The sequence below is a fragment of the Spirulina sp. LEGE 11439 genome, from assembly GCF_059821285.1.
In genome coordinates this window covers 153,200-177,079 of sequence record NZ_JCAMRX010000002.1, presented here as the reverse complement: position 1 = coordinate 177,079, position 23,880 = coordinate 153,200, and the positions used below count along the sequence as shown (strand labels likewise).

At 43.8% G+C, this 23,880-nt stretch carries 15 protein-coding genes; 9 read left to right on the top strand and 6 right to left on the bottom strand.

The window, feature by feature from the left end:
* Position 1: 1 nt before the first annotated feature.
* The gene (locus tag AC6RV6_RS02140) at positions 2-1,201 is read right to left on the bottom strand and encodes a glycosyltransferase family 4 protein (protein WP_500238616.1); all 1,200 of its coding nucleotides are present in this window, start codon (positions 1,199-1,201) and stop codon (positions 2-4) included.
* Positions 1,202-1,291: 90 nt separating this feature from the next.
* Here AC6RV6_RS02140 and AC6RV6_RS02135 point away from each other — a divergent pair, with 90 nt between their 5' ends.
* Together AC6RV6_RS02135 and AC6RV6_RS02130 are read left to right on the top strand one after the other, a co-directional pair.
* A complete protein-coding gene (locus tag AC6RV6_RS02135) occupies positions 1,292-1,516 on the top strand; it encodes a DUF167 domain-containing protein (RefSeq protein ID WP_500238615.1) in 225 nt (74 codons plus the stop codon).
* Positions 1,517-1,701: 185 nt separating this feature from the next.
* Positions 1,702-2,484, top strand: a complete 783-nt coding sequence (locus tag AC6RV6_RS02130) for a DUF928 domain-containing protein (protein ID WP_500238614.1) — start codon at positions 1,702-1,704, stop codon at positions 2,482-2,484.
* Positions 2,485-2,701: 217 nt separating this feature from the next.
* Here the strand turns inward: AC6RV6_RS02130 and AC6RV6_RS02125 are convergent, their stop codons facing one another.
* On the bottom strand, positions 2,702-3,910 hold the full coding sequence (locus tag AC6RV6_RS02125; RefSeq protein ID WP_500238612.1) for a GNAT family N-acetyltransferase: 1,209 nt from the start codon (positions 3,908-3,910) through the stop codon (positions 2,702-2,704).
* Positions 3,911-4,189: 279 nt separating this feature from the next.
* Here AC6RV6_RS02125 and cruF point away from each other — a divergent pair, with 279 nt between their 5' ends.
* Positions 4,190-5,128, top strand: a complete 939-nt coding sequence (gene cruF / locus AC6RV6_RS02120; RefSeq protein ID WP_500238610.1) for a gamma-carotene 1'-hydroxylase CruF — start codon at positions 4,190-4,192, stop codon at positions 5,126-5,128.
* Between the two features lie 29 nt (positions 5,129-5,157).
* Complete coding sequence (locus AC6RV6_RS02115; protein WP_500238609.1) at positions 5,158-6,387, top strand: glycosyltransferase family 2 protein; 1,230 nt, start codon at positions 5,158-5,160, stop codon at positions 6,385-6,387.
* A 54-nt stretch (positions 6,388-6,441) separates the two neighbouring features.
* Here the strand turns inward: AC6RV6_RS02115 and AC6RV6_RS02110 are convergent, their stop codons facing one another.
* On the bottom strand, positions 6,442-6,720 hold the full coding sequence (locus tag AC6RV6_RS02110; RefSeq protein ID WP_500238607.1) for a hypothetical protein: 279 nt from the start codon (positions 6,718-6,720) through the stop codon (positions 6,442-6,444).
* Positions 6,721-6,842: 122 nt separating this feature from the next.
* Entirely contained in the window at positions 6,843-10,826 is a 3,984-nt protein-coding gene (locus AC6RV6_RS02105; protein ID WP_500238605.1) for a CHAT domain-containing protein, read from the bottom strand.
* Positions 10,827-11,138: 312 nt separating this feature from the next.
* Here AC6RV6_RS02105 and AC6RV6_RS02100 point away from each other — a divergent pair, with 312 nt between their 5' ends.
* Together AC6RV6_RS02100 and AC6RV6_RS02095 are read left to right on the top strand one after the other, a co-directional pair.
* A complete protein-coding gene (locus AC6RV6_RS02100) occupies positions 11,139-11,423 on the top strand; it encodes a hypothetical protein (protein WP_500238603.1) in 285 nt (94 codons plus the stop codon).
* 49 nt (positions 11,424-11,472) lie between these two features.
* Positions 11,473-14,586 (top strand): alpha-mannosidase, encoded by a 3,114-nt coding sequence (locus AC6RV6_RS02095; RefSeq protein WP_500238601.1) that lies wholly within the window; start codon positions 11,473-11,475, stop codon positions 14,584-14,586.
* Between the two features lie 21 nt (positions 14,587-14,607).
* Here the strand turns inward: AC6RV6_RS02095 and AC6RV6_RS02090 are convergent, their stop codons facing one another.
* Positions 14,608-15,411, bottom strand: a complete 804-nt coding sequence (locus AC6RV6_RS02090) for a cell division protein FtsQ/DivIB (RefSeq protein WP_500238599.1) — start codon at positions 15,409-15,411, stop codon at positions 14,608-14,610.
* Between the two features lie 242 nt (positions 15,412-15,653).
* On the opposite strand from AC6RV6_RS02090, the gene AC6RV6_RS02085 reads away from it, so the two are divergent.
* The 3 genes from AC6RV6_RS02085 (at position 15,654) to smc (ending at position 21,032) form a co-directional block, all read left to right on the top strand.
* Positions 15,654-15,800 (top strand): hypothetical protein, encoded by a 147-nt coding sequence (locus tag AC6RV6_RS02085; RefSeq protein WP_500238598.1) that lies wholly within the window; start codon positions 15,654-15,656, stop codon positions 15,798-15,800.
* Between the two features lie 226 nt (positions 15,801-16,026).
* Positions 16,027-17,115 (top strand): c-type heme family protein, encoded by a 1,089-nt coding sequence (locus AC6RV6_RS02080; protein ID WP_500238597.1) that lies wholly within the window; start codon positions 16,027-16,029, stop codon positions 17,113-17,115.
* Positions 17,116-17,351: 236 nt separating this feature from the next.
* Positions 17,352-21,032, top strand: a complete 3,681-nt coding sequence (gene smc, locus AC6RV6_RS02075; RefSeq protein ID WP_500238595.1) for a chromosome segregation protein SMC — start codon at positions 17,352-17,354, stop codon at positions 21,030-21,032.
* 53 nt (positions 21,033-21,085) lie between these two features.
* Here the strand turns inward: smc and AC6RV6_RS02070 are convergent, their stop codons facing one another.
* Positions 21,086-23,860, bottom strand: a complete 2,775-nt coding sequence (locus tag AC6RV6_RS02070) for a two-partner secretion domain-containing protein (RefSeq protein ID WP_500238594.1) — start codon at positions 23,858-23,860, stop codon at positions 21,086-21,088.
* Positions 23,861-23,880: the final 20 nt, after the last annotated feature.

Genomic DNA, 23,880 nt, shown 5'->3' with positions numbered 1-23,880 from the left:
CTCATTCCCGATTACCCATTATAAAATCAATTGCCTTTTGTTGAGCTTGAAGATTCTCTTTTGGCGACCATGTTTCCATCCTTTTTTTTGCATTTTTCCCCATTTGTTTTAATTTTTCCTTTTGAGGTATAATAGATTGTAGTATGGCACGTAACTTATCGATATTGCCCCACGGATAAATAAATCCTGTTTTTTCGGGTTCGACCAATGTTCTCGCACCGACGCGATCGCTAACAATGACTGCACATTCACATAACATCGCTTCATTGACGACGACCCCAAAAGGTTCGTATTCAGAACACAAACAAAGTAGATCTGCTGCTTTATAAACCGCAGGCAGTTGACTTTGATTTAAAAAGCCCAAGAACCTTACCCGATCGCAGATATCCAGTTTTTTGACCTGTGCTTCGAGTTGCGATCGCAGAGATCCATCGCCGACATACAAAAGATAGCTATGAGGAACATTCGCCCTTGCAAATGCCTCGAGAATATCTTGCGGACGCTTCCACGGTTGCAACTTAGCACAGAAAACAAGAATCGTTGCATCTATCGGAATTTGCCAACTTTGACGAACCTTAGCGCCATCGATTTCGGCAGCCTTTGTCAACCACCAATCATTATCCGCCACAAAAGGCGTGATAAAAATGCGTTCCTCTGGAATTCCCAACTCTGCGATCGCTTCTTGACCAAAACGAGTCGAGACTAAAATGGCATCGCCGAGATGGTAAATTTTAGGGAGGAGAAACGGCTTGATTTTTCCTTTCCACGATTGACCGCTTCGAGAGGATAAACGACTCGTATCCGTGCTAAAAATAAACCCCTTTCCTTGCAATTTTGCAGCCAATACCGTCAGCCAAAAACTCGCATAAGCATATCCCGCATAAACAATAATGACATCACTTTCTCGAACCAGTTGCATTAATTTGGGGTTAACCAAGCCAAAAAATTTACCCAATCCGGGTTGAGGGGAGATATTAGGAACATGAATCCAAGGATATCCTTCTAATAAAGGAACATCCCATGTTACCTCCGTAGCAAAATCGCGATCGCGGTAAGATTTCGCCCCTTCCAGAGAACAATAAGCCACCCGAAAATCCCATTTTTGTTTGACCATGAGGCGAAACAAAGGGATAATATAAGGAATAGGATGAGAGACAACGATTAGAAGGCGATGAGAATGAAAATGAGTAGGAAGATTCATCTAAGATTGGCTTGATTGGTCTCTAATGACCATTTTAGCCTTTTCTTGATTTCTTTCCTATGAAAAAAATATTTTCTTGATTTTTTTCCCATGCAAAAAGTAGTTAAAGTCAAGCCCAACTCAAAACGACAAGAAATCATCGAACAAACCGATGGGAGTTTGTTCGTCTATCTCAAATCTCCTCCCGTGAATGGTAAAGCCAATCAAGAATTAATTAAAGTCTTGGCGAAAAAATATCAAGTTGCGCGATCGCAGATAACGATTAAAAGCGGCTTATCGTCAAAAAATAAACGGGTAGAAATTATTCTTGCTTGACTCTTTAATTCTAGCTTCCCGCAAGCGATCGTGGATTAAAGCACAAAAGCAAATAAGCGTTTAAGATAGAAAAGAAAATAACACAATTTTCAATCTTATCTGGTTAACCTTGCCTCATTAACCTTGCGATCGCTGCATCTACCCCAACTCTTGGCCACATAGCCTGAATCTCCCTCTAACGAACCATGCGTCAATTTTCTCGTAGTCTCCCTCGTAGTCTCTCTCACGGTATTATTGCCTCATTGCTCCTTTTCGGCGGAGTTTTAGGTCATTCCTTACCCCTTCTCGCTCAAATTGAAAGCTCCATCGGATTTACTCCTCCCGACAAGCATATCGGGGAACCTCGCAATACTGGAGCCGGAGGCAGTCGCGGTCAATGCCTAAAAGATCCCCAAGATCGTCCTCCCTTAACCATTCTTGCGCCTAAATTACCCCAATCGTCCGAACAGGAAATTCTACGCGGTGGATTCACACAAGAGTCTTTTCCATCTCTGTTCGTTTATGTTCCTGAAACCACTGCCGAAACTGCTGATTTTCTCCTTCTCGAACATCTTGAAGACGGTATGAGCAAAGAACTTCACTATCAGGAGTTTCCTTTACCCGAGGAAGCAGGAATTATTAGTCTTTCCCTTCCCGTTGCCTTAGAAGCAGGCAAAACTTATGAATGGCATTTTGCCCTAATTTGTGATATTAACGATCGCCATGGAGATGCACTTTCTGTGGGTATTATCGAACGTATTTCTTCTTCTGCTCAAGCTAGTGCGAGTTCTTCCCTCGCACAACTCACATATTACGGTCAAGAAGGATTATGGTATGACTTTTTTGCGCTCCTAACCGATGAGCAACAGCGATCGCCACAGTTGCGAGAAGTTTGGGAAACAGCATTGAGACGAGAATTCGGTCAAAATAGCCCTCTTCCTCAAGCTCCTTTTCTCTCTTGCTGTTCGATTGTTCCTCGGGATGAATAGTTGCAAATACTTAATTTAATGCGATCGCAATTTTAACCTTCATCTTCATTAATTTGTACTCTGTTGAGGACAACTGTTTGACATTTTATGGGAAGACAATGCGATCGCACTTATAAATTCCGCAATCTCATTTCAAGAGCTTGGTTGCTTAACATCATCGTTAGTCGTTCTTGATAGAGATTCATAACTAGCAAGTTGAGTTATAGAAAAGAGATAGCTAAGAAGTCGCTTCGGGAGGATTATGTTTATTGTTTTCCTGAGAAGGAGACTCCGAGGATTTTACCTGAAAAGACTTTAACCAGTGAATGCGACTGGCAACCGGAGTGCGTGCGGGTTTGAGACCTTGTAGCATATCGGACAATTGTAATCCTTCTCGACGAGTCTCTCTTAACTTATGCCAGACCGATCGCGACATTAACAAGGAATGTTCCTTTCTTTCTGCTCCTAATTTTTCCAGATACTCTTCCCGTTCTGGTTGATAATCCGCCGAAACAACTGAAAGCGATCGCAAAAATTCCTCTTTTATCTTCTCTTTCACCAAACGCGCCATATGAGAAAAGAGTTCTGGATACAGCCACGTATAAGCAGGATGAACCGTCAAATCGATTTTATGAGCTTTTTTATCCCCCAAACAAGATTCGAGTTTAAAATAGCCGATCGCAGCTTTGCGCTGAGGTTCAAAGACATAAGCGCTCATGACTTCCTTGTGATTGACCAAGCGATCGAACTTAGTTGCACCAGATTTGAGCAACGGGGTTTTAAAATCTTGGACGTGGCGATCGAAGACTTGCCGTAACAACGGTGGCATGGAAACCGTATCCAATTGGTAGAGTAATTGTGCCTCAGCACTGCTGACGGGTAACAAGTTAGGAAGGGTCGGTTCGTGTTGAGCGAGTTCCTCGACAATTTCTGGCGCAATTTCCCAAGCCGTTAATTGTGCGAGGGGTTGAAAGCCATTGTGACGATAAAGCGCCAAAGTGTCGCGATCGCTAACATTTACCTCCAGCAGCCAAGTTCGCGCTTCCCAAATCGTCTCGAAACAATAGCGCAGCAATAGCGAACCGACATCCTTCAAATTTAAGGCTTCTTGGGGGCATTGCACCAGAGAATTCACGAGAACATTCTGCACTTGCCACGTACTGCGCGTGCGGTTAAACGGCGAAACGCGAATTAATCCGCACACTTTTTCGTCTCGTTCGGCAACGTATAAATGAAACTGGTGCTGGCTGGGATTGGGCAATAAGCGCAGGATTTTTAAGACTCCATACCATTGTTGAAACTGCTCTAATTTTTCCTGTAGAGCGACCAATTCCCGCTCTCGCTCTCGGGTCCAAGCCATCGCGATCAATTCTCGTACTGCTTCAAAATCACGCAGTTGCAAGGGACGAATGACGAAGGAGTGGCTGGAGGGGGAGAAAAAGTTCATAAATCTTTACTCGACTTGGCGAGGAAGCAGGGGGATTCTCGTTCTTTCAATCGATTTAATCTATTCTATCATCTACTCTTGACAGCCTTGCTTTTTACCATTCCTATCTCCATCTACTCATTTTTAGCAACAAAACTTCAAACAAATTGTGTAGAGATGTAAACTAGATGATTAGCGTGCTTGTGCAAAAAATTATCATCTGGCGCGATCGCCTCGCGAAGAGTCAAATTCTTGCGAGGATTCCGATCGCCATCAATATCTTAAAGAGGGCTGGAATTCATGAAAAAATTGGTAACGATCGAGCGATCGCTTCTCATCGGTCATATTGCTTCCATGGTTTTTGGTTTGGCAGGCTTGCTATTCGTTCTCCCCAATACGGAATTTATCGTCAGTTTGCCCCCGATCGGTCAGAAAGCCTTTGCTTTTTCGATGGCTAACGGCGGGGTGACTTATATGCTGTTGGGAACGACAGCCGTAGCGATTTATGCCTATCGCCTGCTGGGGGTAAAACGTTGGTTGACCTTTATGATTCCGGCGATCGCGATTTCCTTAAGCGCCGAACTCCTCGGCACGAGTACCGGTTTTCCCTTCGGCCACTATCGCTATCTCAGTGGTTTAGGCTATAAAATCGCGGATTTAGTGCCGTTTACCATCCCTCTCTCTTGGTTTTATTTAGGTTTTGTTGCCTACTTGCTGGTGCGATCGGGATTGGCTGGACTGGCGATTCCCGAGGGGTTGCGTTGGGTGAGCGCGATCGCCTTTGGCTCCATCCTTTTAACCTCTTGGGATTTTATTTTAGACCCAGCCATGAGTCAAACGAGCGTCCCCTTTTGGATTTGGGAACAACCGGGAGCCTTTTTCGGAATGCCCTATCAAAATTTTGTCGGTTGGTTGGGAACCGGGGTGGTATTTATGACAGTCGCCGCTCTATTTTGGCGGCAAGAGCCGATCTCGTTGTCGCGATCGCAATTAATTTTTCCCCTCACAGTTTATTTGACGAATTTGGGCTTTGCCTTAGTCATGAGCGTGGGAGCCGGTTTTTGGATTCCTGCCGGTCTCGGGATTTTAGTGGGGGCAATCCCCGCGATCGCTTTCTTCACTTTGGCAAAATCTCGCGTTCAAATTGAGAGCGAGTTACGCGAAGCGAACAACGAACAAAATGTCATCGTCACCGAAGTCCGCATGACGGGCAGCCAAGATCCTCTCGCCGTCAAGTAACAAGGTACATTCCCCACTCCCTCATCCCCATGCCCTTTCCCTTCATTAACGCCCTCGCATTAGCATCCCTCGCTTGGACTCTCCCGGCAACTTTCATTTTGTTGTCGCGCTTGTTACCCGGCGCATTTCGTCATCCGGCTCTCGTTCCTCAGGAGTCGGTGGCGCGATCGCAAACCGCGAGCATTGTCATTCCCTCCCTCAATGAAGTGTGCCGTATTGCCCCTTGTTTGACAGGGGCAAACCAGCAAGGGGAAGTTGTGCGAGAAATTTTGGTTGTGGATAGCAATTCCCATGATGGGACGCGGGAATTAGTCGAAAAAATTCGCGTTTCTGGAACAGAGGCTCACCCCACCCCTTTTGCCAAACTTCACCTTGTCACCGATCCACCCCTTCCCACCGACTGGGTGGGTCGTCCTTGGGCATTGCATTACGGATTTTTGCAAAGCTCCTCAGAAAGTGAGTGGGTTTTAGGACTCGATGCCGATACTCGACCGCAACCCGGTTTGGTGGCGAGTTTGTTAGACATTGCCGAGGAAGGAAATTATGATTTAATTTCTCTTTCACCGCAATTTATCTTGCAATATCCCGGGGAATGGTGGTTGCAACCCGCCCTTTTAATGACCCTACTCTATCGTTTCCATCCTTCGGGGAGCGATGCAACCTCCCCCGAACGAGTGATGGCGAACGGACAGTGTTTTTTTTGCCGTCGTTCCGTCTTGGCAGCCGTTGGCGGTTATGACAGTGCGAAAGCGTCATTTTGCGATGATGTCACCCTCGCCCGTTTCATCGCCGCCCGAGGCTATAAAGTCGGCTTTTTAGATGGTCGGCGGGTGTTACAAGTACGAATGTATGAAGGGGCAAAGGAAACATGGCGAGAGTGGGGGCGATCGCTCGATCTCAAAGATGCGTCTTCTCGAGGTCAAATTTGGGGGGATCTCTGGCTGCTGTCGGGGGTACAAGCCTTGCCATTGCCTTTATGCCTTTATTTTGCCAGTGCTTGGCTCCTCGACACTCATAGCCTTGTCCTTGCCCTCGCGATCGCTTTAAATTTCTTTCTTGTCCTCCTGCGATGGTTAATGTCGATCGCGATCGCCCCCTCTTATGCGGGAGTCACGCAAACTCTCTCTTCTTGGCTGTTTTGGCTTTCCCCTTTGGCCGATCCCCTCGCTGTTTTTCGTATTTTCCTCTCTTCGATACAACAACCGAGACAATGGCGAGGGCGAGTTTATCCCGCTTCGTCATGGGAAAACTCTGGCTAGATCTGGGTTTAAGCCAGACTCAAAAAGTAAGGTTTCAAGCCTCCTACTTTTTTTCTAGTCCACCCGCTCTAATTGCCAGAGAATTTGATTTCCTTCTCGACGCACGCGGGAAATCACCCAATTGCGCCAAGACCAATTATCGCCGCGACTGGTCACGGCACTGGCATTGACATCCATCAAATCTGCCAATTCAGAACTGCTAATGAGATAGCCTTTACTGGCAATTTCTTCGGCAATGCGAAGAGTTTCTATGAGATTTTGCAGTTGAGTGACCCGCATTTCGCGAGGCATCTGTTGTTGATCTTCAGCAATACCGGAATTTACTTCGCTCATGGTTTGAATCGAGAGAAAAACTACATCATCTATTGTTGTAACCTATCATTACAGATTGAAGAGAATCTGATAATCCTGCTACTGGTTGAGATTGTTCTCTTTAATTTGCTATCAGTTTCTGGTTAATTTCTTAATAATTGAGAGGGTTTGCCAAAAATTTTAAATGTCCCCCAATAATAGGGATGGGCATAAGGTGGATTCGTGGATTCTCGTTTAGCGGGATCGTTTTGGATACGAGCGATCGCATCCTCGAAAACCCCACGATGGGAACTGCTCGTATTACCTAGTTCTTGGAGGCGATCGCCATACCAGCCGACTAATTCTGCATAGGTAACGGTTCGCAACCATAGTTGTGCTTGTTTGAAGGCAACGGGAGGAGTCGAGCCACGAGCGAGACAGCGATAAAATTCAATCATGAAGAGAATGCGGGCGATGGAGTCTACAGACCAAAGCGGCATGAGAACATAGGCAACTCCCGCGCCCAATAATGCGGCACCCCAGCCCGCGAGATCGTCCCGCGATGACGGCGCAACCAAACCGCCACAAGGGGTTTCTACGCCGGACAACCCCAATAACTCAATGTTGGAGAGGGATACTTCGCGTAATTCTCCCCAAGTTAAAGGAGAGCTTCCTGGAAACAAAATGGCAGATTGCTGGGGGGATTTTCGATTATAAGTGAAATTGGCAGAAAAGTGACAAAATCGCTGTCCTTTAGTTAGGGCAGAAAGGATTCTTGCTTTGACGGTTTGCGGGTTTGTGAGGTGCTGGGAGGCGGAAAAGCCATAACACATTGCTGCCGATTCTAATGCTGCATGAGGTAAAGTGGCTAATACCTCTGTTTTCTCCTGTGTATTCCCATCGATCCCGGCGCTGAGAATAGCGTTAATGGTCGATTTGGCTGTATTTTCTGCCTCAATGGGGGCAGGGTTTTCTTTTGCGCCCTCCGATTTGAGCCAAGGATCCGGTAAGGTCATCTCGGGAGTAGAGGGAGAAATCGAGCCAAATTTGAGACTAGGTAGATAGGTGATGTTAAAACGATCTGATAAGAGGGCATGAAGCGGGAGAGCGTGTAATTGGCGATCGGGAACTAAAATCAGCGTATCGATTTCTTCGTTCTCGAACTCTCGCAGCAAATCGGGAATTCGCAAGATTTCGCTTAATTCCTCGAGCAGGTTGGTTAAATGTTCTGTTAGGGTCACATTCGATCGCGATCGCTGCTGCCAAGTTTGCCACCACGTTTCAAAACGCTGTCCCCGCCGACGGGCTGCGCCAGATTCATCTACCGTGCCACCTTCTGGTTGTTGGGGTACGGCTTCTAATTTGGCGCGATCGCTGCCATTCCCGTTCGTCTCAGGAGAGGAATTATCGTGTTCGTCCAGTCCCAAAAGTTCCAAGAGAATGGATAAAGACTCTTCGCTGCTTTGTTTGGCTAATTCCACCCGCGAGCGCAAGGATGGACTCAACACCACATTTAAGACGACATTGGGGGTATGTCCCAGCACGATCGGCTCGGGGGTATTGGGTTTGAGAATGAAGGTGGTTAGCCCGTTAAACCCTAAATGCCAAGCAATGGCTGCGGTGCGAGGGTTCAATAATTGTTGTAGTTCGCTCCATTTAAAGCCTCCTTCTTGCAGTCGAGGCAGATTGAGGCGGGACGAGAAAAGGCTATTTTTACTGCGTTCGGAGCGAGCGAGGGCTTGTAGGAGTTCTCCTTGTTGTAAGGCAATATCTGCACCCAAGCGATCGCAGTCTCCGAGGGCCAGTACGAGATCCCGGTGGCGATCGCTGTTCTCATCGGCGGTATCGAGATACTTTTGCAGGTGTTTAACGCTCTGTTTGTAAAGAGATTTGGCCGTTTGAGTTTCTTCTAAACCCAAATAGGTTTGTATTTGTTGTTGCAGAACGCGAGGATAGAGCAGGGGAAAGGCTTCGGGAGTAAGAACGCTGAGGCTTTCTTCATAACAATGCAGGGCTTTACGCCAAAACCGTCCCGGCTCGTTCGTCTCCAAGCCTTGATAATAGTAAGTGAGTCCGAGATGTTGCTGCAATCTGCCCCAAGCTTCCGGATAGCGATCGCGCGGCAAACATTCCAATCCTCGCTCTAGGCTGGCGAGAACGCCATCCTCTCTCCGTTTATTGAGCTTGGGGCAAGCGCGGGCGAGGGGACTTAAAGCACTTAAAAGTAAATCCGCTTCCCCCGAATGTTGAACGGCCCGAGCGCGATCGCGCCAAGTCGCCCAGCGATCGGACTTTAATTGCAGGGCGCGATCGTAACTGCCGATCGCTTCTTCCACCCGCTCTAATTCTAAAAGAATCGACCCGCGAGCGCCCCAAAGTTCGGCAGAGTCCGCAGCCATTCTCAGGGCGAGATCGTAACATTCGAGGGCTTCAGCGAAGCGATAGGCGGCTTTCAGGCAATCTCCGCGACCTTGCCAAGCTTCGGGGTTGGAACTGAGGGCGATCGCTTTATCGTAAGCGGCGATCGCGGCTTCCGTTTGTCCCAATTCCGTAAAAAGTTGCCCGCGAGACTCCCAAATTTTCTCAAAATCGGGTTTGATAGCGGCGGCGCGATCGAAGTCGGCAAGACTGTCGCTATAATTTCCCAAAGCCAAGCGAGCATTGCCTCTCAACCATAGCAATGCGTAATCCTCGGGCTTGAGTTGCAGGGCGCTTTCATAGGAAGCGATCGCCTCATCATAGCGCTTCAACTGAAACAGACAGGCCCCTCGGTTGTATAAGCTATCGTAGTCGTCGGGTTTGAGATTTAACGCCCCATCATAACTTTCAACGGCTTCCGAGTAACGGGCGATCGCTTTTAAGCTATTACCGCGACTCGTCCACGCCTTGTAAAAATCTCGCTTCAATTCGATGGCGCGATCGTAACAGGCGATCGCGGCTTCGCTTTTTTCGAGGGCATCCAAACTATTGCCGCGACTGTACCATGCTTTGTGAAAGTCCGATTTCAATTCCAGAACGCGATCGTAAGTAGTCACGGCTTCTTCATAGCGTCCCAGTTCGTCGAGAGCCAAGCCTCGGTTGTACCATGCCTTGTGAAAATCCGGTTTTAAGGCGATGGCGCGATCGTAGGAAGCGATCGCCTCTTCGTAGCGTCCCAAATTTTTCAACCCCAAGCCGCGATTGCCCCAAGCTTGATGATAATCGGGTTTGAGTTCGATGGCTTTGTCCCAAGACGAGATCGCCTTCTCAAACTCCCCGGTTTCGTAGAGTTGAACCCCTTGGGTAAAAGCGACTTCCGCTTCATCGCCTTCTTGAGGAGGAGGGGTCGCAGGAGGGCGAGAAACCTGACGTTGATTGATTTGTCGCACCAACTCCTGCACGATTTCTTGGGGATCCTCACTCTCGATCCCCAAACGTTGGGCCACTTGCTGCACCAGATTTTCATCTTGTTGCAGTTTCACGAGAAGTTCGTCAAGGGTAATGGTTTTTGCGCCATTTTCCCGAGCGGTTTCCCAAGTGAAGTCTGAGGCAGAGGGAGAAGCAGGGGCAGAGGGAGAAGCAGGGGGAGAGGGAGAAGCAGGGGGAGATGGGGAAACGGGAAAAGATAAATCTTCTGTTGCTTCGCGGGATTCTGCTCGGGAAGAAGTGGGTTCGTTTGGTTCCGGGGTCGGACTGGCGGGGACGACAGGGGGAGAAGTGGCTTCATAAGACCACGTATCGCTATCTCCGCCTTTTTCCCGAGCCATGAGTAAGCGCCCGATTCCGCTTGCCGTATCTCCCAATTTTTGTAGAGAGGGAAGCGATCGCGTAATTTCTCCCAAGGCGACCATGCGTTCTGCTACGGCAGGATCTGGGGGAGGAGAGGCTAAAATTCGCGCCCCATAGCGCTGCAACCATTCTACCCATTGCTCTTTCGTACCTCGGTTTCCGAGAGCCTCGATGAAGCGTTCGACTCTCGATGCTTGCCAACCGTGGGCGATCCCCTCCAATAACTGGGTAAATAAAAATTCATAATCTTTGTCCGTCAAAGGTTGACCGAACTCCGTTCCTTTGTCTCCAAATCTTTCATCTCCATCTCGGACAAAATCGTTGGTTGACGCGGTTTGCGGGTTGAGTTGTTGAGAGAGATTTTTGAGCCACTGCAACATTTTGCTTACTGAACCTCTGGGAATTTGGCACGGGGTTGGGCAACGAGCGATCTCGCTCTCAATATCGCGCTCTCAGTAGCGAACACTATCAGAGAAATCGCGATCGCCTAAGATTATAGATCGGAATCGTCCGTGAAAAACTCATATGCTTTTGGCTGCAAGATATAGAACGGGTATTTTTCCCTGTATAACACTTAATGTTGATTTTGTTGAAAATTGTTCATTCTTCGTTGATAATCGAGGTCAAGAAAGGGCCAATTTCAGTTCGCCATCCCTCAACCTGTTAATCATTTTTTGCGATTCTGTTGATTTGTGGAAATACATTATCTCATCCGTTCTAATCTTGACGGTCAATATCTCGTTGCTCGACCTCGGGGCGATCGCGATGAGGCGGGCTTTTTACTCCTGTTTCGCGAACATTTTGAAGCTCTCGGATATTTGCATGCTCATGGAGATAATATTCGCGATCGCTTTGGTGTTGAGTCCGTTTCCAATGTGCAGTTAAAAAGCATTATCAAGCGCTGGGGCTTTATTGGAGTTGGTTTAGTTGAAGATCCTCTCATTCCCCGCATTCAGTTTTTAACCGCAAACGGGTGAACAGTTATCAGTTATCAGTTATCAGTGAATCTTAAACAACAAGACAATAATGAATTTAGAAATTGAGAAAATCATTACGCAGTTGCAGCAATTGGTACAAGTTGACGTACAGAATTATTGGTCTGTTTTTACTGAAGATTTTGAGATTGATGATTCTGAAAATCGAATTTGTGGCGCTCTTAATCCGGAGTTGGGTGAAAAAATTTCTCCCAATGAAAAAGGTTATCTCGTTTGGACGGCAGGACGACAAATACGCTGGTTAATCCAAGAAATTACTGTTCCTCGCACTCTCAATGGCTATCAGTTACAAAATTTAGCCTTGCGGCTCTGTTTGACGTGGTGGAGTGAAGATACGCAAATCTTTGTCGATCGCAGGTTTGTCCAAGCAGGAGATTTATTTGATTCTTCCGCACGCATCTTGTTGAGTCATTCGGTTACACCGGGTCAAACTTTTCAGGTGGCCATTCGTTTAGTTAGTCCGGGTCACGATATCGGTGCTTTGATGCGATCGTATTGTCTCTATGAATCTGCTTACGATGCGATCGATCCGGGTTTTGTCGCCAATGAGTTAGCTGTATTGCAGAAATATATCGCGAATTTTGAGCCGGATCGTTTCGCGTCGATTCGCCAAGAAAGCAATAAAATAGATTGGGACGGAGTTAGCGATCGCGATCGCTTCCATACTTCTCTTCTCTCTGTTCGCAACAACTTACAACCCTTCGCAAACTCTCTCAAACAACGCTGTTTTAAAATAATGGGTCACGCTCATCTCGATATGGCTTGGCTTTGGGAACAGCAAGAAACTTATCAGGTAGCTCAAAGAACGTTTGCCTCTGTTTTAAACTTACAAAAAGACTTTACAGATTTAACATTTTGTCATACCAGCCCCGTTCTTTATGAATGGATAGAAAAACATCATCCGGAGATATTTTCAGCCGTTGTAGACGCGGTAAAAGCCGGATTGTGGGAACCTTTGGGCGGGATGTGGGTCGAACCAGAAGTTAATTTGACATCGGGAGAGTCATTGATTCGGCAACTCCTTTACGGACAGCATTACACCCGAGAAAAGTTTGGCGAGATAAGCAAAGTTGCTTGGTTAACCGATAGTTTTGGGTTTTGTTGGCAACTTCCTCAGATTTTTAAACAAGCTGGAATTGAATATTTTGTGACGCAAAAACTGCGTTGGAATGATAGTACAGAATTTCCTTACGGCGTATTTTGGTGGCAATCTCCCGATGGCACAAAACTATTAACTTTAATGTCTCCTCCCAATCTTACAGGAGTCATGGATACCAATCCTATAACCATGACTAATTTTGCAATTGATTGGGAAAAGCAAACCGGAATTCAAGACATTTTTTGGTTGCCCGGAGTTGGAGATCATGGCGGCGGTCCGACTCGCGATATGTTAGAGATCAAACAACGCTGGGATCGTTCTCCTTTCTTTCCTAAAATTGAATTTACAACTGCACAAAAATATCTAGATTCGCTGCAAGATTCTCAGCTAACATTACCGACATGGAATGACGAACTCTATTTGGAATTGCATCGAGGTAGTTATACGACTCATGCCGATCAAAAGCAATTTAACCGCCAATGCGAAGGGTTGTTATATCAAGCTGAATTGTTTGCAACTTTAGCAAAAATAATTGCTAATTTTACCTATCCTCAGCAAGAAATAGAAAACGCTTGGAAGAAAGTATTATTCAATCAGTTTCACGATATTTTACCCGGAAGTTCGATTCCGGAAGTCTTTGTAACGGCAAATCAGGAATGGCAAAAAGCGATCGCCACAGGAGAGCAGATTTTAGCATCTGCTTTAGACGCGATCGCAAGCTGTATTTCTTTGCCCCCATCCCCTTTTCCCAATGCTCAACCTATTCTGGTTTTTAATTCTCTGAATTGGACGCGATCGCAAGTTGTTTCACTCTCGGTTTCTTCGGAAGATTGGGAAATCTGCGATCTTGAAGGAAATCCCATGAAATCTCAATTGACCAGCGAATCAGATTTACTTTTCTTTGCTGAAAATATTCCTTCAATTGGTTATCGTTTATTTTGGCTAAAAGAGATCGTACATCAGTCATCAGTTAGGGAACAAGAAACAGTCAACAGGAAAGAATATATTTTAGAAAATAGTATGTTGCGCGTTGAAGTCGAACCAAAAACAGGGGATTTAGATCGCGTTTTTGACAAAATTAATCAACGAGAAGTATTACAAGGAAAAGGCAATCAATTACAAGCATTTCAGGAAGAGAGACAATATTGGGATGCGTGGAATATCGATCCTAACTATCAACAAAATCCTTTACCTCCTACCCAACTCGAATCCATTGAATGGTTAGATTATGGAAAAGTTCGATCGCGTCTCCGAGTCGTGCGGAAAATCAATAACTCTACATTCTCTCAAGATTATATTCTCGATCTTGATTCCCCCTATTTAACCATAGAAACTCATGTAGACTGGCAAGAAACTCACATTCTCGTAAAAGCAGCGTTTCCGCTTAATTTAGAAGCCGATCGCGCTACTTATGAAATTCCTTGCGGTGCAATTTCCCGCACGACTAAGCCCCAAACTCCAGCCGAGAAAGCAAAATGGGAAGTCCCTGCCTTAAAATGGGTAGATTTAGGAGATGATAATTATGGCGTAAGCTTATTAAATGACTGTAAATATGGCTATGATAGCAGCCCAAATTGTTTGCGCTTGACTTTACTAAAAAGTCCAGTTTGGCCGGACTCCCAAGCCGATCGCGGTCAACATCATTTTACTTATTGCTTGTATCCTCACAGTAATTCTTGGCAAGTTGCTGAAACTGTTCGCAAGGGATACGAATTAAATTTACCGCTAATCGTGGGAGAATGTAAAAATGAGGAAACCCAAAAGTATAAGACACTTTCAACTGAAAGTAGTTTGTTAGACTTCTCGGCAAAAAATATCATTCTCATGGCATTGAAGCCCAGCGAAGACGATGATAAAAGCTATATTTTACGCTGCTATGAATGTCATGGAGAAAAGGCAGATATTAAAATTAAAGGAGATTTAAAGTTTGAGATATCCTCTTCCACTAACCTCCTCGAAATGCCTCAAAATGATAGCAATATCTCCTCAATTTCCCCGTGGCAAATCAAAACCTTGACAATGAAAAATAAGGCTAAAAACCAATAATTAATAACTACGACCCAATAACTATTTTAATTGAACCGAAGGGTCATCAGGATTGCTGAGATCGATATAGTCAATTTGACTGGTGCGAACGCGATCGGGAAGTTGTCGCATCTTGGCTAAAATCCATAATTGTCGGCGAAAATGAAATGAAGAATACGATCCGAAATGAACTTGACCCAATTCTGTTTTGAGAATGAGATTGCTGGGAGATTGTAAATTAATTTCAAAAACTTTAACACCCGCACGACTGACCGCACGATAAATGTCTGGCCAATAGGGTCGGAATTGTTCGTCCAAACCAATAACAATGAGTTCGGGAAGTTCGAGAGTATTTTCGAGATCGGCATAGCTATTTTTAGGAATCCAAAAGCCTTTTTCGTCCACAATTCCCACTTCTGGATTATTAGCAGTTGGCGAAGAAAAAGCCGGCAAAGCGATCGCGACGGGATTGCGTTCGGTGACTTCAATCGTTAAACTGGGAGGTAATAATTTGCGAGTCACTGTGGCTTTGGCGATCGGTGCTTTGGCTTCAATTTCGCGACTGAGTTTTTCCGGTTCGATCTCGAGAATGGATTGCGGATAAGATAACGGTAAAAGCGAGCGAATTGCTGAGATCGAAAGCAGCTGATTCCCTTTTACTTTAACTTTTTCTGGTGCGTCGATCGTCCAATCCGGTAGAGAAACCCCCCAGACGATCGCCCCTGTCAAACCGACGATCGATAGCGATCGCCAAGTTCCTTGCCAAAACTTGATCTGCCGACGGCGCTTGAGTTGCGCCCGGCGATTTCGTAAATCTGTGGAGGAAACAGAAGACATATCCGTCATTTCAATAAGCAATGAAGAATAAACGATGAACAACAAATAATACCGATAGCTTACGGTGGAAGCTCAACATCAGCAAGATTTTCTGGGGATATCCTTGAAAAGGCAAGAGGCTTAACATTTTTTTTCGCTCGCTCTCCATCTTACCCAACTCTTCAGCGATCGCGCTTACAATATTGTTTAACTTGAGGAGGAACAAAGATGAGTTGGAAATGTCCGGGCAGACCTATTTGTGAACCAGAAAAATGTTCAATTCGGTCGTGGCGGGACAATTAATTGGCACACCGCCACCAGTTACGATGCAGCAAGAGCGATCGCATCGGTTCTCGATAATCGCAGCGATCGCCCGAGGAAACCAAAAATTTCGCCGAATAGAGAAAGAAGATTTATAATAAGCTGAGATGGACTCATCCAGTCGCTCCCCAGAAGCCCATCTATTTGCCTTGTACTTCCCGATGCGATCGCACCACAGGTGAAAGATATTGCAAAATTAGCTTAACAGAATCTTAAAGGTGTTTTGTTACAGTTTGTTGAGAATGCGATCGACAATCTTATTATTCTTGCTATCAACTCTTTATCTGGATCTTTATCTGAATCTTTATTCGAGAGGAAAAAATAATGATAATCGCACGCTGGAAGAAGTTTTGGAAACAATTGAAAATCGGACTTAAATTCACCTTGGGTCTTAGCTTAGTTTTCCTTTGTGGAAGTTTGCTCAGCTATATTATTCTTGCCCACATTCAAACCAATACAGCTAGACAAACTATGGACAAACAAGCTATTGTCCTGATGAATACGCTGAACTCTCTGAGAACTTATCACGTTAACCAAATTCGTCCTCTTATGGACGTGCAAACAGAAGCAACATCTGAATTTATTCCCGAACTAGTACCTAGTTATGTTGTTCGACAAGTGTTTGAAAAATTCCGCCAACAAGACAAATTTCAACAATATCTCTACAAGGATGCGACTTTAAATCCCACTAATCCCCGCGACCAATCTGATGATTTTGAAACTCAACTGGTCAACCAATTTAAAGAAGATTCTAACTTGCAAGAGCTCGAAGGATTTCGTACTCTGAATCAAGAACTTCTCTTTTATGTAGCTCGTCCTTTGGCCGTTACTGAATCAGGTTGTCTGGTTTGTCATAGTACCCCAGAAAAAGCGCCAAAAAGTTTAATTAATACTTATGGATCCGATAAAGGATTTGGTTGGCATTTGAATGAAATTATTGCTGCTCAAATTATCTATGTTCCAGCCAGTCAAATCTTCCAAAGTGCTGGTCAAAATACTCGCTTAGCTGTTAGCATTTTTATGGCTATTTTTGCTCTCGCTTTATTTATTCTCAATAGCTTATTAAAACGGACTATTATTAAACCTCTGCAACCGATGTCAAAAATCGCCAAGCATCTAAGTGAAGATGATTCTTCTAGTTCTCTATCTGCTCAACAATATGAACATGAATTCAAACAACTGAATAACGTCACCGATCGCGGAGATGAGCTAGGACAATTAGCTCGCATCTTCCAGCGTATGGCTAAGGTGGTTTACTCTCGCGAACAAGGTCTTCGTCAAAAATTACAAGATGTTCTAGATGGAATGCAGCAAAAAGAAAAAGAGTCGAGGAATACAGAGACCTATATTCAAAAACTATTGGAACGATCTAGAGAACTCCGTCAACATATTAGATCGAATAAAGATAAATGAATTTTCTTCACCAGTACATTCAAACAATGACAACTTGAATCTTGAAGACGCGTTAGCAAAGTCCCTCGCGACTAAAATAAGCAAGAGCAAGTCAGATCGCTACAGATTCTCTAAATTTTCCTGGTCATTCGCACATTTCCCGACTATCCTTGCTAAAATCGATCGATACTTGTGTACGTTGAGGTGCGATCGCATTGATAATCGATAATTGCTCATTGATAATTGCTCATTGATAAATGGTTCATGTTAAGAGCGTCGAACTGTCTCATTTCAAGTCATTTGGAGGGACGACGAACGTTCCATTACTCACAGGTTTTACGGTAATTTCCGGTCCCAACGGGTCGGGAAAGTCCAATATTCTCGATGCACTCCTGTTTTGTTTGGGGTTAGCCAGTTCTAAGGGAATGCGAGCAGAACGGCTTCCCGATCTTGTCAATCATAATTATCTTAACCAAAAAGGGACTTCAGAAGTTAGCGTTTCGGTCACGTTTGATTTATCGGATGCGATCGAACAGTCAGCAGTGAACAGTCATCAGTCATCAGTTGAAGAACAAGAAACAGATAGAGGGACTGAGTTTTCAGAAAATAGTGAAAATTCTCTCGCAACTGAAGAGAATAACTCATTGTCTATTACTCAAAAAGATTGGAAAATAACGCGGCGTTTGCGGGTGACGAAGGGAGGAAGTTATTCCTCAAACTATTTTATCAATGACGAGCCTGCTACGGCAGGAGATTTACACGAACAATTGCGACAACTGCGGATATATCCTGAAGGCTATAACATTGTGCTGCAAGGAGATGTCACCAGTATTATTAGTATGAACTCCAAAGAACGCCGGCAAATTATTGATGAGTTGGCGGGGGTTGCGGAATTCGATCGCAAAATAGAACGGGTGAAAAAAACGCTAGAAGAAGTTAAGGAAAAAGAAGAACGCTGTCATATTATTCAGCAGGAATTAACGAAATCTCTCGAAAAATTGGCAGGCGATCGTATTAAAGCAGAAAAATATAAAAAGCTCAAGGCGCAAATTCACGAGAAGCAACAATGGGAGGCTATTATTCTTTGGCGTTCTTTACAGCAACAAGAACGAGAATTACAAGAGAAAATTTTCGCCGGAGAGTCTGAACTGGAGAAATTAGCGGAGAAATTAGAAAAACTCATAGAAAAAATTGCTGAAGCCACAGAAAATTTAACGAAGCTCAATGCACGAGTAAAAGAATTAGGAGAAGATGAGCAACTTTCTATCTCTTCTCAATTAGCCAGTCAAAAACTCAAACGCAGTCAATTACAACAACGTCAACAAGATTTAAAAACGCTTCTGCAACAAACTGAAGAAACGCTTTCTCGCACTACTCAAGAGATCGAGAAATTTCGGAATGATTTCGATCGCCTCAGTCAGGAGCAGTCGGTACTGGAAAATGAAACAATGGAGATGTTAGCAGCAGAATGCGATCGCGATCGCAATAATTTAGCAGCTTATAAAGAACAAGCCAACGAACTCGCCGCCGCTTCGGATATTTGGGTACAACAACAAGCTGCTTTAAGTAAACATATCGGCTCTTTGCAAAAACTAATCGATCCACAACGGACAGAAAGGGCGCAATTACAAGAACGCCAAAATCAACTCGAACAAAAGATAGAAGAACAGACTCAGCTTTTGCGATCGGTTGAGGAAGAATTGACGGCACAAAATGAGGATTTCTCTAATTTTAATTCTACATCATTAGCGATAGAAATTCAAGCGATCGCGCAACAGCTATCTATGGCAGAGGAAGAGCGAAATCTTGCGGAAGAAACGCAGAAAAGGTTGTTAAACGAACAGCGAGAAAAACAGCGATCGCTAGACAAATTAGAAGCCAAAGTTCAAGCACAGCAGGAAGCTCAAGGGACTCAAGCATCTCAAATTATTCTCAAAGCCGATATTCCGGGTGTCTGCGGTTTAGTTGCACAATTAGCACAAGTAGAACCGCATTATAAACTTGCTTTAGAAACGGCTGCAGGTGGGAGATTGGCTAATATTGTCGTTGAGGATGATACGGTTGCTTCTTTGGGAATTCAATTACTAAAACAAAAACGAGGAGGACGAGCAACTTTTTTACCGTTAAATAAAATTAGAACCCCAAAAATTCCACAGTCTTCACCTTTGAATCTTGCACGAGGATTTGTCGATTTTGCCTTTAATTTAATTGATTGCGCTCCTCAATATCAGCGAGTTTTTGCCTATGTTTTCGGGACTACTGTTGTTTTTGAAACTCTCGAAGAGGCTCGGGGGAATTTAGGTAAAGCTCGCATTGTCACCTTAGAGGGAGAATTATTAGAAAGTAGTGGAGCAATGACGGGAGGAAGCATTAATTCTCGCTCTTCTCTCCATTTTGGCACAGCAGTTCCAGAAAAATCTCAAGAGATTAATACGCTAACTAATCGTTTAAATGAAATTGAAATTATTCTCGAAAAATGCGAGCGATCGCTATCTGATAAATCTTTAATTGTCAAGGAATTGAGCCAAAAATTAACGGAAACTCGACAGCAGCAACGGGAACAAAATTTACGTCAAGAACAAGCAGAAAAAGAACGAGATCGCCTCGCGAAACAAAAGGAACAAGTAACCGTTCAACTGACCCATAATTGCCAAGAGTCGGGTAATGCGAAAATTCGCCTGCAAGAATTAGCAAAAACTCTCCCTGAATTGGAAGAACAATTGCAAGCACAGCAAGTAAAATTAGCTGAATTAGAAGCCAACCAAACTTCCAGTGAATGGCAAGAAATTCAAACCTTGATTAAGGAACAAGAACGAGAATTACAAGGGAAAGAACAATCTTTGCGACAAGGAGAGAATAAACTCTTAGAACTGGAAAATCAATGCTTGCGCTTACAAGAGAAAGTTCAGCGATCGCGGGAAGTTCTCGCTGTCGAAGAAAAGAAGAAAATTGAATCAGAACAACAACAAGTTAAAGTCACTCAAGATTTAGCCAAAGTTGAAGAACAAATTCAAGAATCTGAAGGACTTTTGCAACTTTTATCCAGTGAATTGATCGAAGCGAAACAAGAACGCGATCGCTCAGAAGAAACTCTCCGCAGTCTCCAAGATCGCCGACAAAAAACGATCTGGCAACAGCAAAAAATCCAAGAGAATCAACAAGAACGACAGGAATCTTTAATAACTCTACAACAACAGCGTCAAGAACAAGAATTAGAACTTCCCGATCCGCTTCCGGAAGTGTCCGATCTCGTTCCGTTAGAAGGCGAAAAACTCACCGCAGAAACTTATACGAATCATCTCGAACAATTGCAAAAAGAACTCAAAAATGCCCAACGTCGTCTCGAAGCGATGGAACCAGTTAATATGTTGGCATTGGAGGAACATGCACGCACGGAAGCACGCTTACAAGAACTGTCAGAAAAACTGACAACCTTAGAAGGAGAACGCACGGAACTCTTACTGCGAATTGAGAATTTTACAACCCTGCGTTTCCGCGCTTTTCGAGAAGCCTTTGATGCAGTTAATGATAACTTTCAAAGCATTTTTGCAACCCTCTCAGAAGGAGATGGTTATTTGGGTTTAGATAACGAAGAAGACCCTTTTTCTGGAGGTTTGAACCTCATTGCTCATCCCAAAGGAAAGCCGGTACAACGCCTCAGTTCTATGTCTGGCGGGGAGAAATCTTTAACTGCCCTGAGCTTTATTTTCGCCCTGCAACGCTATCGCCCTTCTCCTTTTTATGCTTTCGATGAAGTGGATATGTTTTTAGATGGGTCAAATGTAGAACGGTTGGCTAAAATGATTAAAAAACAGGCAGAACAAGCACAGTTTATTGTGGTAAGTTTGCGTCGTCCCATGATCGAATCTGCACAGCGTACAATTGGGGTAACGCAGGCGAGAGGGGCGCATACCCAAGTCTTAGGGATTAAGTTATAAAACTGAAAAACTAAAACAATCTATACTTTAGATGCAATGCGATCGGTAAAATCTTATTGTGCATTATTCATTGTGCATTGATAATTGTTGATTGATAATTGGTCGCCAATTAATTCAAGATTGCCACTTGCGTTGATTTTCCATCCTCGTGCTTCGATTAATGACTCAATCATGCTATTTGTCTCATCCGTTTCAATTTCCTCAGTTTCTGGAGCATTTTGGGGAATAGAAAAATCTCGCCGATCTTCCCAAATTTCTCTTCCGCGCAGAATTTGACTGGGGTTTGTTCTCGTCCCATTGCGTCCAGCGATCGCGAGCTCATTTTGCCCGTTAATACCACACTGTTGAACAAATTCTGCTCGTGGTTGTCGTAGTGCTAGCGGATTTCTCGCATCATCATTATCGAAATCATCATCAAATTCATCATCAAACTCATCAAATTTACTCAATTCATTAAATACGACTTCGACAGTCCCTAAAATATCACTGTCTCCGGTTAAATTGTCTCCGATATTAAAACCGAATATTGTTCGCGCTGTAACGGTTAAATCTCCTCGTCTTCCTTGTTCTCCACTGGTAAAAATATCACTATTTTCCGAGAGAATGGTAGCAATAAAGCCACTGGCATTAATTTCAATATTACCACCGATTCCCGTTGCCGATAGCACGTTTGTAAAAATCGAACTATTATTACTCATTGTCAAGTTTTCTACATTAATATTAATATCCCCGTCATTAATACCACCAGTTTGCGTTCTTAATTGACTGCGATCGCTCAAGTCAAGATCGGTAGCAGTAATATTAATATTTCCGCCATTATTCGGACTCAAAATTTCAATCGTTGAAGCATTTTGTAAGTTGAAAGAAGTTGCTGTAATTTCAATATTTCCTGAATTTTGTAATCCTCCCGATCGCGCGATCGCATTGCTATTATTAAGCGTCACTTGCGGGGCATTAATTAAGATATCTCCGGGCATTCCAACGCTTCCCGGTGCTATATTAGTTATGAGGGATGAATTCTCAAGTGAAATCGATTCATTCCCTTCTAGAGAAATTGTTCCCGTCTTTCCTTGTCCTTCGAGCTGACTGGCAATGATACTATTCGTTAACTCAAGAGAATTACCAACAATTGTAATATCGCCTGCATCTCCTTCTTGCGTTCCGCTTATCAAATTTGCATTGGTTAAAGAAATTGTCCCATTTTGGCTAACAAGGCTAATATCTCCTCCTTTTTCATCTCCCCGAGTATCAATTGCCGGTTCAAAAAGAGAAGGATTAATCATACGAATATCGCCATCTGCGACCAATTGAACTTGATTCCCTCGATCGTTTGGACTATTGGCATTGATTGTACCTAAAACAGCGATAGAACCGCCATTACTCAGGATATTAATTTCGCCTGCATCGTCTGATAAAATTGAGCCAGAGCGAATATCTCGAGTAGAAATATTACCGGCTGCTATGAGAGAGATATCTCCTCCATTATCGCTTATTTCAGATGTATTGAGATTGCCAAGAATGAGATTATTACCTCGAATTTCTAAGTTTTCTCCATGGGTTGAAATACTATTATTTGCATTCATTGCAAAATCGCCACTGTTATTATTGTCTGCATTCGCTCTAAAAGCAATAGAATCAGCCATTGTAAAGTTCAGATCGACTCCGGGTTCAATGATAATATTTTCTGTTGCTTCCAGAATAATGTTTCCCAATAACATCTCTAAAGTGCTTTTCTGAATATTAATATCTGTATTGGGAAGTTCTCCAACCAAGATGCGATTATCGCTTAAAGCTGGAATGACTAACGGAGAATTAGGCGCGTTGGAAATAGTAATATTTCGAGGATCGAGGAGAATTGTTCCATTTATTCCATTGACTGCACTGACATCAACAAAACCGGAAAAAATCAGATATTCTTTCCCAGAAACTTCAACAAATCCACCATTACCAGATTGGAAACCTCCTCTCGCATTAATTTCGCCATAAAATCCTGTCATTTCATTCGCCCAAATAATCACCTTCCCTCCATTGCCAATTTCTCCCACTGCATTAGCATTAATAAGAACATCTTCTCCAATATAAACGCGATCGGCTGTAGGCAGATTACCTATACCTTGGCTGTCTCCACCGATCAGAATTATCCCTCCTTCTGTTGATGCAGAAACGTCAATTTGGCTGCCATCAGATAAATTTATTTTTGCGCCTAAAACTTCGATTTTTCCTTCTCGTGCAGTTAAATTTCCGGTATTGATAATACTGCCTCCAAAGAGAGTTAAATTTTGTTGAAAATCCACTTTTAAATTCCCGGTATTTTGGATTTCACGATCGCGAGGATTGCTCCCATATTGAATCCCCGGATTGATATTAATTTTTAAGAGTGGCGGTATTTCAGGATGTACGGCACTAAATTCAAAATTATCGAGAAAAATACTATCGGCTGTTGTCGCCGTAAAAGAACCGCGAAGATCGAGTTTAGCATTTTCTCCAAAGTAAATACCATTAGGATTCATCAAGAAAAAATTGGCATTTCCTCTCACACCTAATGTTCCTAAAATATAGGAAAGGTTATTGCCTGTCACCCGAGTTAAAATATTAAAAACTCCATTAGGATTGGCAAAATAAACCTGTTGCGCTGCATTGATATTGAATTCTTGAAAGCTGTGAAAAAGAGCGGTATCGCGAATTGCTCCTCCTGTTACGTTGATATTATTTTGGCCGCCTTGAGGATTAGCAATCGAGCTTTCGCGATCGAGAGTGTTGTCGGGAATAATTTGGGCAACAAGTTTCTCTTTTTTTCCAAAATCACCTAAAAAAATGCCAGCAATCAAAAAAAGAGAAATTAGATTAA

What these genes read in the sequence shown, in the direction of transcription:
- AC6RV6_RS02140 (WP_500238616.1), bottom strand. Translation starts at nt 1,201, where the DNA reads ATGAATCTTCCTACTCATTTTCATTCTCATCGCCTTCTAATCGTTGTC.
- AC6RV6_RS02135 (WP_500238615.1), top strand. Translation starts at nt 1,292, where the DNA reads ATGCAAAAAGTAGTTAAAGTCAAGCCCAACTCAAAACGACAAGAAATC.
- AC6RV6_RS02130 (WP_500238614.1), top strand. Translation starts at nt 1,702, where the DNA reads ATGCGTCAATTTTCTCGTAGTCTCCCTCGTAGTCTCTCTCACGGTATT.
- AC6RV6_RS02125 (WP_500238612.1), bottom strand. Translation starts at nt 3,910, where the DNA reads ATGAACTTTTTCTCCCCCTCCAGCCACTCCTTCGTCATTCGTCCCTTG.
- cruF (WP_500238610.1), top strand. Translation starts at nt 4,190, where the DNA reads ATGAAAAAATTGGTAACGATCGAGCGATCGCTTCTCATCGGTCATATT.
- AC6RV6_RS02115 (WP_500238609.1), top strand. Translation starts at nt 5,158, where the DNA reads ATGCCCTTTCCCTTCATTAACGCCCTCGCATTAGCATCCCTCGCTTGG.
- AC6RV6_RS02110 (WP_500238607.1), bottom strand. Translation starts at nt 6,720, where the DNA reads ATGAGCGAAGTAAATTCCGGTATTGCTGAAGATCAACAACAGATGCCT.
- AC6RV6_RS02105 (WP_500238605.1), bottom strand. Translation starts at nt 10,826, where the DNA reads ATGTTGCAGTGGCTCAAAAATCTCTCTCAACAACTCAACCCGCAAACC.
- AC6RV6_RS02095 (WP_500238601.1), top strand. Translation starts at nt 11,473, where the DNA reads ATGAATTTAGAAATTGAGAAAATCATTACGCAGTTGCAGCAATTGGTA.
- AC6RV6_RS02090 (WP_500238599.1), bottom strand. Translation starts at nt 15,411, where the DNA reads ATGACGGATATGTCTTCTGTTTCCTCCACAGATTTACGAAATCGCCGG.
- AC6RV6_RS02085 (WP_500238598.1), top strand. Translation starts at nt 15,654, where the DNA reads ATGTTCAATTCGGTCGTGGCGGGACAATTAATTGGCACACCGCCACCA.
- AC6RV6_RS02080 (WP_500238597.1), top strand. Translation starts at nt 16,027, where the DNA reads ATGATAATCGCACGCTGGAAGAAGTTTTGGAAACAATTGAAAATCGGA.
- smc (WP_500238595.1), top strand. Translation starts at nt 17,352, where the DNA reads ATGGTTCATGTTAAGAGCGTCGAACTGTCTCATTTCAAGTCATTTGGA.